Annotated in this window: 12 protein-coding genes and 1 pseudogene; 6 read left to right on the forward strand and 7 right to left on the reverse strand. The window is 57.9% G+C overall.

The window, feature by feature from the left end:
• Positions 1–5: 5 nt before the first annotated feature.
• The 4 genes from IWW33_RS25450 to IWW33_RS25465 are packed head-to-tail and all read right to left on the reverse strand — an operon-like array spanning position 6 to position 7,221.
• Positions 6–4,262: an RHS repeat-associated core domain-containing protein gene (locus tag IWW33_RS25450; protein ID WP_196914425.1), complete on the reverse strand. Its 4,257-nt coding sequence runs from the start codon at positions 4,260–4,262 to the stop codon at positions 6–8.
• Between the two features lie 6 nt (positions 4,263–4,268).
• On the reverse strand, positions 4,269–4,736 hold the full coding sequence (locus tag IWW33_RS25455) for a DUF1795 domain-containing protein (RefSeq protein WP_039602378.1): 468 nt from the start codon (positions 4,734–4,736) through the stop codon (positions 4,269–4,271).
• A 36-nt stretch (positions 4,737–4,772) separates the two neighbouring features.
• Positions 4,773–5,357, reverse strand: coding sequence for a DcrB-related protein (locus IWW33_RS25460; protein ID WP_039602379.1), 585 nt, complete (start codon positions 5,355–5,357; stop codon positions 4,773–4,775).
• A gap of 10 nt (positions 5,358–5,367) precedes the next feature.
• Positions 5,368–7,221: a type VI secretion system Vgr family protein gene (locus IWW33_RS25465; RefSeq protein WP_039602380.1), complete on the reverse strand. Its 1,854-nt coding sequence runs from the start codon at positions 7,219–7,221 to the stop codon at positions 5,368–5,370.
• A 211-nt stretch (positions 7,222–7,432) separates the two neighbouring features.
• Here IWW33_RS25465 and IWW33_RS25470 point away from each other — a divergent pair, with 211 nt between their 5' ends.
• Both IWW33_RS25470 and IWW33_RS25475 read left to right on the forward strand, forming a co-directional pair.
• Positions 7,433–8,449 (forward strand): hypothetical protein, encoded by a 1,017-nt coding sequence (locus IWW33_RS25470; protein WP_012314376.1) that lies wholly within the window; start codon positions 7,433–7,435, stop codon positions 8,447–8,449.
• A 950-nt stretch (positions 8,450–9,399) separates the two neighbouring features.
• Positions 9,400–9,771 (forward strand): hypothetical protein, encoded by a 372-nt coding sequence (locus IWW33_RS25475; RefSeq protein WP_174141533.1) that lies wholly within the window; start codon positions 9,400–9,402, stop codon positions 9,769–9,771.
• 63 nt (positions 9,772–9,834) lie between these two features.
• On the opposite strand, the gene IWW33_RS25480 is transcribed toward IWW33_RS25475, so the two are convergent.
• From IWW33_RS25480 to IWW33_RS25490, 3 genes and pseudogenes are all read right to left on the reverse strand, one after another.
• A complete protein-coding gene (locus tag IWW33_RS25480; RefSeq protein WP_231386201.1) occupies positions 9,835–10,143 on the reverse strand; it encodes a contractile injection system protein, VgrG/Pvc8 family in 309 nt (102 codons plus the stop codon).
• A 24-nt stretch (positions 10,144–10,167) separates the two neighbouring features.
• Entirely contained in the window at positions 10,168–10,863 is a 696-nt protein-coding gene (locus tag IWW33_RS25485) for a hypothetical protein (RefSeq protein ID WP_174141532.1), read from the reverse strand.
• Positions 10,864–10,935: 72 nt separating this feature from the next.
• Positions 10,936–11,556: pseudogene (locus IWW33_RS25490) on the reverse strand (ADP-ribosylglycohydrolase family protein); the annotation flags it as partial.
• A gap of 130 nt (positions 11,557–11,686) precedes the next feature.
• Here IWW33_RS25490 and IWW33_RS25495 point away from each other — a divergent pair.
• The 4 genes from IWW33_RS25495 to tssC all read left to right on the forward strand — a co-directional run bounded on the left by IWW33_RS25495 (position 11,687) and on the right by tssC (position 16,151).
• Positions 11,687–12,238 (forward strand): hypothetical protein, encoded by a 552-nt coding sequence (locus IWW33_RS25495; RefSeq protein ID WP_174141531.1) that lies wholly within the window; start codon positions 11,687–11,689, stop codon positions 12,236–12,238.
• A gap of 1,050 nt (positions 12,239–13,288) precedes the next feature.
• On the forward strand, positions 13,289–14,038 hold the full coding sequence (locus tag IWW33_RS25500) for a hypothetical protein (RefSeq protein ID WP_012314371.1): 750 nt from the start codon (positions 13,289–13,291) through the stop codon (positions 14,036–14,038).
• A 62-nt stretch (positions 14,039–14,100) separates the two neighbouring features.
• A complete protein-coding gene (gene tssB, locus IWW33_RS25505; RefSeq protein WP_012314370.1) occupies positions 14,101–14,634 on the forward strand; it encodes a type VI secretion system contractile sheath small subunit in 534 nt (177 codons plus the stop codon).
• 14 nt (positions 14,635–14,648) lie between these two features.
• Complete coding sequence (gene tssC, locus IWW33_RS25510) at positions 14,649–16,151, forward strand: type VI secretion system contractile sheath large subunit (RefSeq protein WP_012314369.1); 1,503 nt, start codon at positions 14,649–14,651, stop codon at positions 16,149–16,151.
• Positions 16,152–16,166 lie beyond the last annotated feature (15 nt).

Consider the following 16,166-nt stretch of genomic DNA (forward strand, 5'->3'; position numbering starts at 1 on the left):
CCCTCCTAACATGTCGACCTAGTGCCTTTCGGCCTAGGGTCCGTATTTTGTAAGCGCAAGGTGTCTGAACCAAGACTCATCCTCATACTGCGTTCGACAGCGCCGATCTTTTTAAGAAGGGTCTTATCAGATGCAGTTGCCACATTGCCAATCTTCTGCTCCGCTATCAATAAACGGTTCCTTGCTGCGTCATAGTAAGAACCCAAATGACCACCACTATGCAGTGGTTTACCTGAGGCTAGGGATTCCGCAGATGTGGTAGGGAGTGGTGATCCATTGCTAGCGCCATTCGGATTATATATACCTCGCTTCATTGCCTCTTGAATAAGATTGGACTTATTTACAACATTAGTAGGAATTAAATGGTGAGCGGCATATCCCGAGGGAACTGTATTTCCAGCCTTTGCCATGGCTGCAGCAAGAAGCTTGCTAGGTGATAATCCTGCAGGGTCTACCCAAGAAACTGGATTAGGAGCATATGTATACAGATTTTCCCCACCCAAGACCCCTATTGGATCCTGTGTAATAAAGCGACCTATTTCAGGATCGTAATACCTGTAAAGATTATAATGAAGCACTGCTTCCTCATCAAAATACTGACCTTGGAAGCGCAAGTTTTGCTCAACTTTTCTAACAGAAAATTCGTCAACTACCCCCCAAGACCTATAGCGCACCTGCCAGACAACTTCGCCATCGCTATTCGTCAGTTCTAACGGTGTTCCCATTTGGTCGTTATGAAAGTAATAAATCTGCTGCATTTCACCTTCAACGGTATCAATGCGTGCTAAAGGAATGTATCCTGCTGGCTCATACAAGTAGAGCGTAGTACGCCCCGGCGCCACCTCCTGCAGCATCTTGAAAGCCTGCCAGACAAAGCGCTTTTGCTCTATCACACCGTTAAATTCAGATTGCTTGGCAATCCGCCGCCCCAGGCTGTCATAGCGATAAGCACCCGTACTTTCCAGCTTGCCGTTGACCACTGTCTCAGCACGCACCAGCCGGTTCTCGCAGTCATAGGCAAAACTCTGAAGCTTGCTATGCCCCGAGCGCTTCTCAATCAGGTTGCCCCACGGGTCGTAGCGGTACTCCTGATCCCGCCAGCGCTTGATGCGGTTGTCCTTGACCTTCTCCAGCTGCCGCGCATTGAAGTCCAGGCGGTTGGCGGCCGGGTCGTAGCGGAACTCTTCGCTACCTATAAGCGAGCCGGTATCGCGGCTGTGCAACTGGCCGTTGGCTTCGTACTCGTACTTGATCTCGCCGCGCAGCTTGTCCAGCGTGCGTACCAATTCGCCCGCCGGATCGTACTGGTAGCGACGGTGAATCGGGTTGTAGGCGTGCTCCACCAGCAGCGAGGTGTTGATGCCCGAGTTCTGCACTTGCGACAGCTTTTCTGCAGGCAGGGTAGACGCAAACTGCCAAGCCTTGCGCCCCATGGCGTCGTAGCCAAAGCAACTGGTGAGCTTGCCCTGCGTGCGATACACCTCGCGGTGCAGGTCATCGCGCTCCATGTCGCTGATGACCTGGCCGTCCAGGTTCAGCTGGTGCAGGTGCCCGCTGCCGTAGTACAGGTGGTTGACCTTGCGCCCGTCCGGCAAGGTCAGCGTGGTCAGGTTGCTCAGTGGGTCGTATTCGTAGCCGAGTACGCCTTGCGGTGTGATTTCCTGAGTCAGTCGGCCCAGCAGGTCATAGCTGTACTCCAGCTTTTCTTCGCTCACTCCCAGTTGCTTGCCGATGCTGGTTGGGTGTCGCTCAATGCTCAGCAACCGGTCGACTTCGTCGTATACATAATCCTGACGGGCATCACGGTTGAGCTTGGCCATCAGCCGGCCAATGGGGTCGCGCTCGAACAGCGTTTCACGTTGTGGCTGTTCACCGTTCTCACCGTAGCCAATTTCGGCCAGCCGGGTCAGATGGCCGCCGTCGTTGTAGGTGAAGCGCCGCGTCAGGTTGTCCACCCGCACTTCTTCCACCAGCCGGTCCGACGCATCGTAAGCAAAGCTGTACGTCGCGTTGTTCTCGTTAACCAGCGCGGTAAGGCGTATCGCCTTGTCGTACTCGTAGCGAATCCGCTGCCCTTTGGCATCCTGCCGGCTGCTCGGCAGTCCGCGTGCCGTGCGCAGCAGGCGCGTGGTCTGGCCTTTACCGTCGGTGTGGGTCAGCACCTGGCCGTACGGGTTGTAGGTAAAGGTCTCTGAGGTGCCATCCGGATGGCTGACCTTGACCACCTCCCCGTCCGGTTTGCGTTCCAGCGTGGTGGTTTGGTGCAGCGCATCCGTCACGGCCACCAGGTGCTGGCGGTCGTCGTAGCGGTAATAGGTGTTTTTACCCGAACAGTCCTGATACCGCTCGACCTGGGCAAGGGTGTTCCACCACAGGTACTTGGACTTGTACGTCGCATCGATGATGGTATGCGGCAAACCATCTTCGCCATTGAGGTATTCGGTCAGGTGGCCCAGGGCATCGGTTTCGGCGAGCAGGTTACCCTTGTCGTCGTAGCGCGCCTGCCAGGTGCTGCCGTCCGGGTAGGTGACCTTGGTTACCAGGGTGGTCAGGTGGTGGTATTCGTAGGCGATGGTGCGGCCCAGCGGGTCGGTCTCTTCGAGCAGGCGGGCGTATTCGTCGTACTTGAAGTGCAGCTGGTTGCCGTCCGGCAGGGTCAGGCCGACCATGTTGCCGTAGTCGTCCAGCGCGATGGCGTAACGCTCACCGCCGTAGTCGCGGCTGGCGAACACGCGGTGGTCGGCGTTGTACTGCACCTCCAGCTCGCGGCCGAGTACGTCCGTGGCCCAGCTGATGCGCTGGGCGAAGTCGTAGCGGAAATGGAAGTGTTCGCCGTCGCTGGTCCAGTGCTCGACCACGCGGGGCTGGCCGTCGAGGGTTTCCCAACGGTAATGGCAGGTCAGGCCCAGGGCATTGCTGTGGCTTGCCATTACGCCGTCGGCGTAGCTGAAGCTGCGCACGGTGTCGCCGTTGCGGTTGATCACCGTGCTGAGCTGTCCGTGTTCGTCGTAGCGGTATTGAGCCAGGGTTTCGACCGCTTCGTTGTTCACCACCCGCTTGATGTCGGTCAGCCGGCCCAGCGGGTTGTCGTAATGCAGGTGCACGCGGGTGCCACCGGTGGCGCTGATGTCGGTCAGCGTGCCTTCGGCGGTGCGGGTGAAGTGCAGGAAGTGGCCGAGGGCGTTTTCGATGCGCTGCAGCGGCACGTCGGTGTCGGTGTCTGGCACTTCGCCGAAGTAGAAGAACAGGTTGTCCAGTGTCTGCAGAATGTAGTGGCCGCCCTCGGTGCACACCAGGTACACCTGCTCGTGCGGGTTGTAGATGCGTTCGCCCGGCTGCAGCGAGACGAACGGGACTTCGCGGCCCTGGTTGTCGGTGAGGTAGATGAAGCTGCCCTTGCGGCGCAGGCTTTGTTCCCACGGCAGTACCCAGCCGCGGCCGAGCACGCTGTCGACCGTCAGGTCGCTGGCGTAGAAGCGCGACCACTCGATGGGCATCAGGCCGGGCAGGCTGAAGTCGATTTCGTCGGGGATGAGTTTGCGGCCGGTGGTCAGGTCTACCGGGTTACCGGTCAGGGCGCCCATGGCCCGCTGCGCTACCGGTTCAACTACGTAGCGGCTGGCGACTTCGCCGGCTACAAAGCCTGCGGTGAACTTCAGGGCGCAGGGCATGACGGCTTTCATGCCGGCCTGGGTGCCGGCCTTGATCAGCTGGGCGATACCGCCGGCGGCACCGGCAACGGCCATCAGCACGTCTACGGTCGTGCGCAGCCATTTGGGGATTTCGTCGTCCACCGGCAGATAGCGGAATGTACCCCCGCCGATGATGACGTTGTCCGAGCCGCCGGAGATGGTCGCCCCGCAGGTCAACTTGTCGCCCTTGCGGGCCGCCGCCACGCTGTTGATGAAGACGTTGGTCGAGCCTTCGGCGATCTGTACGGGCCCTGGGTGCTTGTCACAGGCACCGATGCTTTTCTCGACCCGCGCGGCCTTGCGGCTGTTGATGAAGACGTTGGGTGAGGCAGTGGTTATCGTCCCTGAGGGGGATGAGAACATACTGCCTATCGCCTCCCCGGCCGCGGTCAGCAAGCTGCCTCCGATACCGGCCGCCATGCCGGCGAGCAAGGCCACGCCGAACCCGCAGGTGAAGGTGGCGATGGCCACCGTGGCCACCAGCGCGATGCCCAGGGCAGCCCCGATCAGGAAGCCCCCCAGAGCGCTAGTGTGCGAAATATCGTCGCCGAACCTGGCCGCTTCGAACATGAGGGGTTACTCCTGCTCGCCGGGCTCGGCGCTGGTCACGACGGGGTTGCGCGGGGTGAAGCTGGCCAGCAGGTTTGCCCAGTCCTCGTTCTGCTGAGGGCTGAAATCTGCCTGTGCGGTGGTCGAGAAGATCAGCGCACGCCCGGGGCTGATCAGGAAGGCTGCCTGGCGCTGATACAGCGGGCGGCCCTGGTTCATGTAGTAAGCGTCGATCTGGATGCCTGGGATAGGTGCGGTGGTCGACAGCGCAACGGCTTTGTTGCCCATGCGCGTGTATCCGCGCAGCTTGGACGTGAGCATCTTGATCTGTCGATCGACGTAAGCCTGCAGTGCTTCGTCGGGCAACAGCGTGTCGCGCGAAATGGTGATGCTCAAGGGCGCTGGCACACTGGCACCGAGAACGAACATGTTTACAGTGCGGTCATCAAACCCGTCCGGCAGCGAGATCCCGCCTTCTTGCAACTCATAGTCCATGCGATAAAAATTCCTGATAGCAAAATTGGGGATGGGTCAGCGCAGTGCCAGGCCATCGAGCATGCGGTCAAAGTCGGCGAGCCACAGGCTCAGGCCAGGCTTGGTCGGGTCGATCACGCAAGAAATGTCCAGCCATTGCAGATTGTCGCTGCCGGTAACAGGTACCAGCGCCCCCACCAGGCGACCGTGCCGGGTTTCGTGCCCAGCGTTGAAATGAAAGTCCACGGCCTTGGCCGGGTTACCCGCGACGCGGCAATCTTGCTGGCGAATCACCCGCAACTGCGGGTTCATTTCGCGCAAGGCCTGGATCGCGGCGTCGAACAGTTGCTCCAAGGTTTGCCTGGCGCGCACATCACGGCGGCGAATGTTGAGCGTGACCGGTTCACCTTCATGCTCGAGGGTGGTCTGGATATCACGGAATCGATAAGCCGTCGGGAACGCCAGATTGAAGCCACCGAAGGTGAAGCTGCTGGTAACGTCCTGCAAGGCGACAGGCACCGGTTCGGGCTCTGGCACTGGCTCAGGGTTGGCCGCAAGCTCGGCCAGCTCGGCGAGGCGCGCGGCCTCTTGCTGCGCTTCACGCTTGGCAGAAATGCGGTCGTAGATGGAGGGTTTGTACATCGGCCTGCCCTCAGTCGTTGATCCGCACTGCCGCGCCGGTGATCTGCGTGGTATCGGTACTGGTCGTGGTAATGACCTTGCCTTTGATTTCTATGCCTTCCGGCGTCAACTTGATGCTGCTTTCCCCTACCTGGAGGATGATGTGCTGCTTGGCGCCCACCTGAATGAACTGGTTATCTACCTGCAGGGTGTATGACCCTTCCTTGACGTTGACCACCGTGTTGTCCTTGATGGTCTCAGTGTGCGCGCCGCCCACCGTGATCGTCCGGTTGTTCCCCACATCATGGGTCTCATCCAGCTCGATCTCGGTGTCCATGTTGCGCTCGGCGTGCATGATGATCTGCTCGGCGCCGGCCTTGTCTTCGAAGCGGAAGAAGTTCGCGGTACCGCCGTCGCCTTTCATCGAGCGGGTCAGGAAGCCACTCTGGGTCTTGTTCGCCGGCAACGACCAGGGCGGGGTGTTGCTGCTGTTGTACAGGCTGCCCATGATCAGCGGGCGGTCGGGGTTGCCGTCGAGGAACACCACCACCACTTCGTCGCCGACGCGGGGGATCAAAATGCTGCCGAAGCCGCCGCTGGCACCGGACTGGGCGACGCGTACCCAGCAGGAACTCTGGTCGTTGAACTCGCCGTTGCGGTCCCAGTGGAACTGCAATTTCACTCGGCCCAGTTCGTCGGTGTAGATCTCTTCGCCCGGCGGGCCGACGACAATGGCTGTTTGGGGCCCGGAGATGCCTGCCCTAGGCGTGCTCAATGAGGGGCGGAACGGAATTTTGCGACGGATACAGGTAAAGCTGTTCCCATACCCTGCTTCACCGTCATTGGCGTAATTGTTACGCCCCCAGTGAGTGACGGACAGCAGAAGAAACTGGCGATCGTCCGGAGTGTCGTTGTCGTGATCGTAATGCTGGCTAAGCTCGAAGTAACGACCCGGCTCCATGGCGCGGCAATTGCTCTTGCCATGGAATGTCTTGCCGTCCACCTCTATTGCCTCCAGCCGACGCCGAGCCTTGCGCAGGCCCTCATCTGAATCGGCGTAACCGTAAAGGCCTTCGTATTCGAAGACTTCGTACTGGCCGACCTCGCCCTGCTGGTTGACGGAATTGAGCTGTACCAAATGCGGGTTGGCAGGCTGCTTGTAGTCGAACGACTTTAGAGCCAAGCGCGTTGGCTGCATCCGCCGCGCCGAAGACCAGGCGGTGATCGAATCTGCAGTTTCGGTAACCGAAGCACTGTGGTAACGGATCAGCGGCTGACGCTCCAGCTGCGGAAGAATGCTGCTGTCATCGCTGATAATCATGCGATGACCTTCCTTAGAATGCTCGAAGGTGAAGAACAGCCCTTCCTGCTCAAGCATACGCAGCACGAAATTCAGGTCAGATTCCTGATACTGCGTACAGTAGCTGATCGGTTTGAGCGGTTGGCTCAGGCGGAATTCGTGGTCGGCCAAGGTCAGGTAGTAATCGAAGACTTCCTTGACGATCTGCTCGGTGGTCTTGTCTTGGAAGATGCGCGAATCACGGCGACGGCTGAGAATCCAGATCCACGGCACGAGCTCTGCGCTGTAGTTAGCAACGCCCCCATCGGCACCGGTATGCACGAAGTCAGAAACATGCGCACTGAGGTATCTGGTGCTCCCATCGGCCAGCGCGATGCCTACAGTTACCTTCTTGCCAATGAGTTTCTTGAGCTCGATCCGAGCATCCTGGGAGATGAGTTCTGCCTGGAAGCTGAACAGTTCCGAAATCGCCTCGCGGCCGCTGAAGCTAAGCAGTTGAAGCTCTTGTTCGGGAGGCAAAGGTGAGTCGAAAGTGAACAGGCGTTTATTCTGCGTGAGCATCGACTCGAGGGCGTCCGTAATCATTTCAATGCATCCTGCATCAAGCTGGAAATCTACCAATGAAAACGTGGTTCGCTGGTGCTGTCAAATGATGCCATTAAGCCATCTCCCTTTCGCCAAAGCTGAAACCACATGAGATCATGACCATCAGTTTGCTCTCGCTCACGTCTGGGGTGTAGGCTCCCTGCGCTTAGCCATGAGGCAGCACACAGCGAATTTTTCAGGGAGAACCGCGATGAGCGTGAGTGAAAGCCAACTCAGCCAACTTGACCGGGAGATGGATTCTAACCACATGGAAGTGGTGATGATGCCGATAGAAGCTTTCCAGGCTCAGGCCCGCTCCACACAACAAGCACACGCCGTGACACAGCCTCCGCAGGTATGCACTCGCACACAGGGCGACCTGCTGAGCGGCATCGGGCAAAGCGTCAAGTCAGCCTACAACGGGCTGCCTCACACGTTTGTCAATACCACATGGGGCGTTCCCGCAGCCATGGCCGCCTGGGATGCACGCAATGCGGCTTCTTTCGTTAGAGATATGGGTGGCTTACTCACCAAGGTGCGCCACACCGTGTACAAGGGTAAGCAGTACGTGATCATCACGGGTTACCCTGGATTGCGCAAAACGCTTAATGCGCCGCGCTATGGTATTCAGAACGCCAAACTGATCAGCATGGGCATCGGCAAATACGGTGTTCGCGGTTCCTCCCTCAAGGCGCTCAGGCTCTCCTGCTATGTTGCCGTCGGTATCGAAGTGGCGGAGTGGGTGTTTGGCGACGAGCACGTGATGAGTGACTTGTTTGGTGGTATCGGGGTGGAGTTGGTCAAAGCAGGGATCGCAACAGCAGTGGGATATGCCGTTGGACTGGCCCTTGGCACAATGGCCACTTTCGCCGCCGCACCGGTGATCGCGGGTGCGGCTGTGGTGTTCGCAGTGGGCTGGGGGCTTAACGTACTCGACACCGAATACGGGATAAAAAATTCTGTTAAAGCCGGCCTCCGCTACGCCGTGGATAATATTCAATATTTACAGCAGCAGGCCAGCCGCATCAGCGTTGAGGATATGCAAAAATACGCAGAGGAAACCGTCACCAACATTGTTGGTGAGATTGCGGAGAACCTCTATAGCGAGGCCAAGCGCTGGGCACTTCGAAAATTGCAGCCTGGAGACCTCAATTTACCGGGGTGGCCGTCTTTGCCTGAGCTACCGTCCATGCCCTCCCTCCCGACTTTCAATCTACCAAAGTTCTAACAATGACCACACATCGCCCCTATGAATTTCACGAGCGCTCACCCTATATTTTCCGCCTCGTGGCTTTTATTACCTGCCTATTGACTGCCGCTTTAGGCTTCCTTTCGGCCCGCTGGCTTGCAAGCGACATACTGCCGTTATTTGGCAGTCTGTTTACAGATACACCCATTGTAGTCACGCCTTATTTGGGCTTTATGCTCATTGCCATGTGCACTGTTAGCCCCATACTTATCATAACCACCGCTTACGCATGCTGGCACGCCAAAAAATTTGACCCACCCATCAACTCTCGCCTTTACCGATTCCAGTATCAATCTTATAAATTGACACTATGGTCAATGATTTGTATAGCCCCGGCATTGGCGATACTTGTAACGCTAGGCTTATGGGCGAAGGGATACACGCCATGTCAAAAATTGCTGATCTCCGGGTCGGCGTGGAAAGTGTATTGGGTGAACGATGCGCGGTACTGCTTCAAACCTGACTCCTACACTGACGACAACCAACCATGCAAGCGTATCGGGGATAAAAATGTATGCGTACAATTTGAGGGTCGGTAACTAATTCTGGAGATGGGCTACGAAGCTCCGGAGGGCTAATGCTCTGCGCAAGAACAGTTCGCGCACCGCATAATCGGGCCGGTACTCGTCATCGCAGGTCGCTGCCAAGCAAAGCGCCGTACTCGTATAGTCGACCCACTCGCCTAGCTTCAGGCGCAATGGCCAAGCGCTGACTCTCTCTGATCTGACCATGATCCCCCCAAGCTCTGAGCATTGGAAATGAATTCTAACAACCCGACGTTTGCCTCTATTAAGTTCAGACTACTCGCTGCCTTGACACTTTTGATCTGTGCGACAGTAGGGGTATTCGCTACGTACTGGTTGATTACACATGTCCTGCCAATATATGGACAAATGCGGCGTCGCGCCTCGGCCATCGAGGTCCCATACATGGCTTTCGGCCTCATCATGGCACCACCTGTTATGCTTGCCTGTACAGTAGCCAGCGCATTCGCCATACGGACAGGCAAACGATTTGCTCCACCGGTAAAATCCGCGCTTGCGAAACTTCAGACAGGCCTGATGAAGGCCTCAGTCTATTCACTCATAGGCCTTGCACCACTCACTGCTATCAGCACGACAATTGCACTCAACGCATTAGACTATACAACCTGCCCGCAACTCAGAAAATCGGGATCGGCATGGCAGACCTACTGGATAAACCATCCCGGCTTTTGTTTTAAACCGGACAGCTATACCGAAAATCGATGGCCCTGCAAAAATATAGACGGCAAAAAACTTTGCGTAAACATGGACGAGTAGCGACGGTCTGAGGCCTCGGGCACGATTGCCTGGATGCAGGGCCCGCACTTGCTCTTGGCTTGGCTACCACCGCGCTGGCGTTGGTGGCGTACGGATTGGCATATTACCGGCCCGGCAAAAGTAGCGTGCTGCAATGAATGACCCATCCGCCAGTTCGATCTCAACGGTGGCCGGGACGCCAATGAGGGACTTGAGCTTCACATCGCTCTGATGGCTAAGCAGTGCGAGATCGAACTCATAGAGCTTGGACAAGGCTTCATTACCAGAGAAGTGCTCTAGCAAAAACTCGTCGCTGGCACTATGCGACAATAAGTGGAGTTTGAACAGACGCCTGTTCTGAGGAGCCAGCATGGAAAGGACGTCGGTTAACATTGATTACTCCCTGTAAAAAAATCATCAACGAGTCCTCACTGCAAATAGCCGACCTAGCCAGGACGCGGCGCGCATGCTTTGAAGACCCTCTATATCCATGAAAGTATAACGACGATTCTCCCGCACCTCCCGCGCCTTCAGCTCTTTGAGCGCCGAAATCTTGTCACGATTATAAAAAATCATAAATAGGGAAATAAAAACAAATGCATAGACCAATCCGGTCATAGGTACATCATTAATTTTCATCAAGGGGTAAGCCAGTCCACTCAACGCAGCCGATACTCCCGCCTGCCACCATTGAACACTTTGCGGCGGTTCGTTGGACTCGACGCGATTACCCTTGAATTGCAACACGCTACTCTTGCTACGCCAGTAATATGCCAATCCGTACGCCACCAGCGCCAGCACGACGGGAGCCAAACCAAGAACAAGCGAAGTCGCTGCATCCAACTTCATTTTTTTGTAGGCAATGGCAACCATCGTCACCGTTGCGAAAAACGGAGCAATTGCCAAATTATAGAACAGGCGAAGGTTAGCGTAATTAACGAAGCGCTCGGTACGATAAGCACACTCAACACACCATAAAGTCATCAATACGACTGCGATAGCCGCTGGAATAGTAAGTAGTTTTGGTCCTACGCCAGCGAGAAATACGGAGAGCATAACCATCAAAAACCAAGCAGCCCAAATCTTGGTAAAAAAACGTTCAGTAGTAAACATAATTCTATTCTTTGCCCGTCAGGAAATTGCCGAGGTCGGTCCCACAACCCGCTGCATCGTCACTCATAAACAAGTCGCCGAGAGCGAGTGGCGCCGAAAAATGGCAGTGGGCGCAAGCCTGATCAACGAACCGTTGCCAGCAGCCGAGGGCTCGGCATTCCCTTGCCAAGCAAGCCCCTCAGTTTCCCACCCTTCGAGCGCGCGCCGAGTGACATTGCCGATGTCGAAACAGCGCCCATTGACGCTGTTCTCGCCCTGGCGATACCAACGCACCAGTGCGTCTGCAAAAGTCGCGAAATCGAACCTGCCCTTGGCCTCGTAAGTATCCGCCAGGCACAGCGCCATGCTGGTATCGTCGGTCCACTGGCCGGGCGCCAGACGGAATGGGCCACCACCGACCATGTCTGTAACCTGGCCCTGACCGCGGCGCTGAAACTCCAGTGTGGTCCCCACCGCATCACCGATTGCCAGGCCCAGCAGTGCGCCCTGTGCGCGGTCGAGTGCTTGTTCGCGTGAAAGCGTGCAAGGCCTGTCGCTAAGCCAGGCTGGCTTGATGCGTGGCAATATGGGCGCGTCTGGATCGTATATGTACTCCATGCGCTGCTGTAACTGGGGGGATACGTCGGGGACCAGGTCGATGTAGCGCTGGGCGTATTCGCTCAGGACTGCGTCCGGACTTCTCAGGTCGATCATGCTGGCTCCTTGCAATGGCTTGCTCTCATCCATCGGCCCATTTTGCTGACCTGGCCAGCCCCTGACAACAGCTCCAGACAGGATCGGGAATAATCTACGATCAAGCACAGCAAGGAACGCTGACGTCATCATGAAATCTCATCCCGAACTCCATGTCAGATCCCCGCTGCTCTTTCGCTGCGTGGCCATCGGCTTTGCGCTGTGCATGCTAGCGGTGTGCGCACTTGCGTTCTACGTACTGTGGGCCGAACTGCTGCCGCTGTATGGCCGCCTCTACAGAAATGCACCCGTTGTGGAAACGCCGCTCATAAGTTTTTTCGTACTCGCGGCGATTCCGGGGACGCCCTACTCGCTCGTTGTCTGCGCCTTCGCGGCATGGACCGGTCAGAAATTCGACCCGCCCAAAAAGTCCAGGCTTCACACGTTCGAAATCCGGTCGTTGCAGTTGATGTTCGCGATAATGTGCTGCGCTGCCCCGGCCATGATCATTGCGACCACGGCCACACTCTCTGCGAAGGGCTACTGGTCTTGCCCAAAGCTCCGTATTTCAGGCTCCGCATGGCAGATGTTCTGGGTGAACGATGAGCGCATATGCTTTACGCCCGATTCCTACATCAACGACCATTGGCCATGCAAAGTTGTCGGGAACAAGACTATTTGCGTCCAGGTGGACGGTAGGTAGCAACGCCCCAACCTGCCGCCGAACGACACGATCGAGGGGGATGGCACCGGCTTTGCCGGTGATCGCAGCGGACCCGCTCTCACAGGAATTGGGTTAACTTTTAGAAATTGGGTAAGACAGTTGCTCCCATATGGATTGCGCCGGCTTTTAGAAACTGGGCAAGACGGTTGCTTACACAGGTAAAGCGCAGGGCTGAAGAACTGCGCGGCCGCGGTGGGAGCCGGCTTGCCGGCGATGGGCTGCGCAGCAGCCCCATAGCGGAGCTGTAATAGCCCGAGCGCGCTCGACGGGACCAGCGAGCATCTGGGGCCGCTATGCGGCCCATCGCCGGCAAGCCGGCTCCCACAGGGATCGCGCCAGCTTTTAGAGGTTGAGCAAGACAGTTGCTCCCACAGGGGTGTGGACTGCCCTTGGATAAATCTCATCAATACTGGAAAAGCGCCAGGCAAGCGGTGCCACAATCGTCGGCGCTGATGACGCACAAGCGGTTGCGACCAGCGTGCCAATAGCGGCCTGAGTCAAATATCCAAAGCCTACACCCCCTCCCCGTGGCCGGCTTGCCGGCGATCACGGGCGCAGCCCGTGCCAGTCATCCTGTCGAACACGCAGCTCAAAGATGCCGGCTCTTGGATCATAAAAACCTCGCCACCGCCTGCTACATGCGGCGTATTCCGTCGCATTGCCATCATTGAAAGGCCCGCCGTAAAGCCCTTGCTTCACCGCCCGACCCAACCAGAAATGCGACCTGCTTCACCTTTTGAAAAATATTTTCCAATCTCTTTTTCAGCTGTTTTCCCTCACCCAAAACCCCTTCCCCACGGGCCCAAGCCCAGATTTTACGCCCCCAAAACCCCTGGCCAATATCAATACGACATCATTGCGCCGCGTCACAAACAGGGAAAAAATCGCTGCCCCGGCGGGAACTTCTCCTACAGCAGGGTGCCCTACACGGCATTACTGGCAACACGATATTCATGTGCCAGTACCGAGTTTCCAGTCCACGCCAGCGGCGTATCAGGACGATTAAAAAGGCTCATGGACGATGTACCGATGACACAGACGTTTGATGTCGAAGCACTGATCAAGCTGCGTAGCCAAACGCGGGCAATCTCCGATGCGCTCAAGGCGCAGGCGGCCGATTACCTCGCCACCGCGGCGCCGCTGATCCGTCCGCAAACGCTGTTCGGTGAATACCTGCAGGGGGCGCAACGCAGCAGCGGGCGCGAAACCCAGGGCCACTTCCAGTCGCTTATCGAACTCTACGAGCGCATCGGCTCGGCCGCGCCCTTCCAGCTGGTCAGCGAGCTGGAAGTGCCGCTCAACCTCATCAGCACCACCCCCGAACTGTTCCCCCTGGAATACGACAAGGCCCTGGTCCCCAGCGGCCAGGTCATCCGCATCACCAGCCCCGTGCGCTGGGTCGTGGGTTTTCAGGGCTTTGAGCTGGCGCGCTTTCGCAATGTCATCCACGACCCCAACCGCAGCAGCGCCGAGCTGTACCGCTTCGTGGTGCACTACCTGGTGCTGTTCTACTGCCTGAGCAAGTCGCCTGGCCTTGGCCGCCTGTTCGAAGGCCTGCGCTTTGGCTTGAGCTTCGAACGCCTCAAGGGCATGGGTGACCTGCCCTTCTGCGTCATCAGCTCGCCGGTGCGTTCGGAACTTCCCGACGATTCGGTCATCCGTAGCAGCACGCAAATTGCCGGCAACACCAGTTTCGAAGAGCTGGTGGGCCGCGACAACATTCTGGAAATGAACGACGAAATCCGTCAGCGCCTGCTGCTGACGATCGAAGGACTGTAACGCGCAGGCCCCCGCCGGGCCGCGCCATGATTCGCAGCGAATTGCTCGCACTGGAGAACACGATGGCGAAGAAGGAAAGTACCCAGCACAAACTCGACCGCGTTCGCGCGCCGCGGGTTCACATCACTTACGACGTGGACATCGGTGATGCGATCGAGAAAAAGGAGCTGCCCTTTGTCGTTGGCGTGCTGGGCGATTTTTCCGGCAACCCGCTGGAGCCCTTGCCCAAGCTCAAGGACCGCAAGTTCGTCTTCATCGACCGCGACAATTTCAACGGCGTGCTCAAAGGCATCAAGCCGCGCCTGACCTACCGCGTCGACAACACCCTGGCCAAAAACGGCACCCAGCTGGGCGTGGAGCTGAACTTCAACAGCATGGAAGACTTCGAGCCACAGAACGTGGTGAAGCAAGTCGAGCCGCTGCGCAAGCTCTTGGAAGTGCGCAACAAGCTGGCCGACCTGCGTAACAAGATGGGCGGCAACGACAAGCTCGAAGAGCTGCTGATGGACGTGCTGCAGAACACCGAGAAGCTGAAAACCCTGGGCAAGGAATTCGGTCGCGAAGCCGCCGTACCCGCCGCCGATGGCAAAGAGTAAGCAGGAGCCAGACGATGACCGACAAGCAAACACTGCCACAACAGGACACCGACCTGGTCGAGGTGGAAACCTTCGCCCCGCAGGCCTCGCTGCTCGACAGCATCATTTCGCAAAGCCGTGTGGCCCGCTCCGACACCGAGCGCAACCGCACCCGTGACCTGATCGGAGAGCTGGTCAACCAGGTGCTCGAGGGCGAGATGACCCCGAGCAAGGACCTGATCGCCGTGCTCGACGCGCGCATCGCCGAGATCGACTCGATGCTCTCCGAGCAGATGAACGAGATCATGCACGCCCGCGAATTCCAGCAGCTGGAAGCCTCGTGGCGCGGCCTGAAGTACCAGGTCGACCAGACCGAAACCAGCACCACGCTGAAGATCCACCTGCTCAACGCCTCGAAGAAGGACTTGGTGCGCGACCTCAAGGCCGCCAGCGAATTCGACCAGAGCGCGCTGTTCAAGAAGGTATACGAAGAAGAGTACGGCACCTTCGGTGGCGCCCCGTTCGGCATGCTGATCGGTGACTACGAATTCAACCGCAACCCCGAAGACATGTACCTGCTCGAAGAGATCTCGCACGTGGCCGCCGCGGCCCATGCGCCATTCATTTCGGCCGCATCGCCCGAGCTGTTTGGCTGGGACTCGTTCACCGACATGTCCGGCCCGCGTGACCTGGCGAAAATCTTCGACACGGTCGAATACGCCAAGTGGAAGTCGTTCCGCGCCTCGGAGGACTCGCGCTATGTCGGCCTGACCCTGCCGCACGTGCTCGGCCGCCTGCCATATGGCCCTGATACCACCCCGGTGGAAGAATTCAACTTCGTCGAAAGCGTCGACGGCCGTGACCACAACAAGTACCTGTGGATGAACGCCGCCTACGCCCTGGGCACCCGCGTCACCGATGCCTTCTCGCGTTACGGCTGGTGCGTGGCCATCCGCGGTGTCGAAGGTGGCGGCCTGGTAGAAGGCCTGCCAACCCACACCTTCAAGACCGATGACGGCGAAATTGCCCTCAAATGCCCAACTGAGATCGCCATCACCGACCGCCGTGAAAAAGAGCTGTCGGACCTTGGCTTCATCCCGCTGGTGCACTGCAAAGGCACCGACTACGCCGCGTTCTTCGGCACCCAGTCGGCGCAGAAGCAGAAGCAGTACAACACCGACATCGCCAATGCCAACGCACGCCTGTCGGCGCAGCTGCAGTACATCTTCGCCACCTCGCGCATTGCCCACTACATGAAGGCGATCATGCGCGACAAGATTGGCAGCTTCGCCTCGCGCATGGACGTCGAGCGTTTCCTAAACCAGTGGCTGGCCAGCTATGTGCTGCTTGACGACACTGCCAGCCAGGAAGCCAAGGCCAAGTTCCCGCTGCGCGAAGCCCGTGCCGAAGTGTTCGAGGTGCCAGGCAAGCCAGGTGTGTACAAGGCCGTGACCTACCTGCGCCCGCACTACCAGCTCGACGAACTGACCGCTTCGCTGCGCCTGGTCGCAGAGCTGCCGCAAGGCGCTCGCGGCTGACCGGCCTGCGTGTTC

The sequence above is a fragment of the Pseudomonas sp. M2 genome (assembly GCF_015751845.1).
Lineage (GTDB): Bacteria > Pseudomonadota > Gammaproteobacteria > Pseudomonadales > Pseudomonadaceae > Aquipseudomonas > Aquipseudomonas putida_E.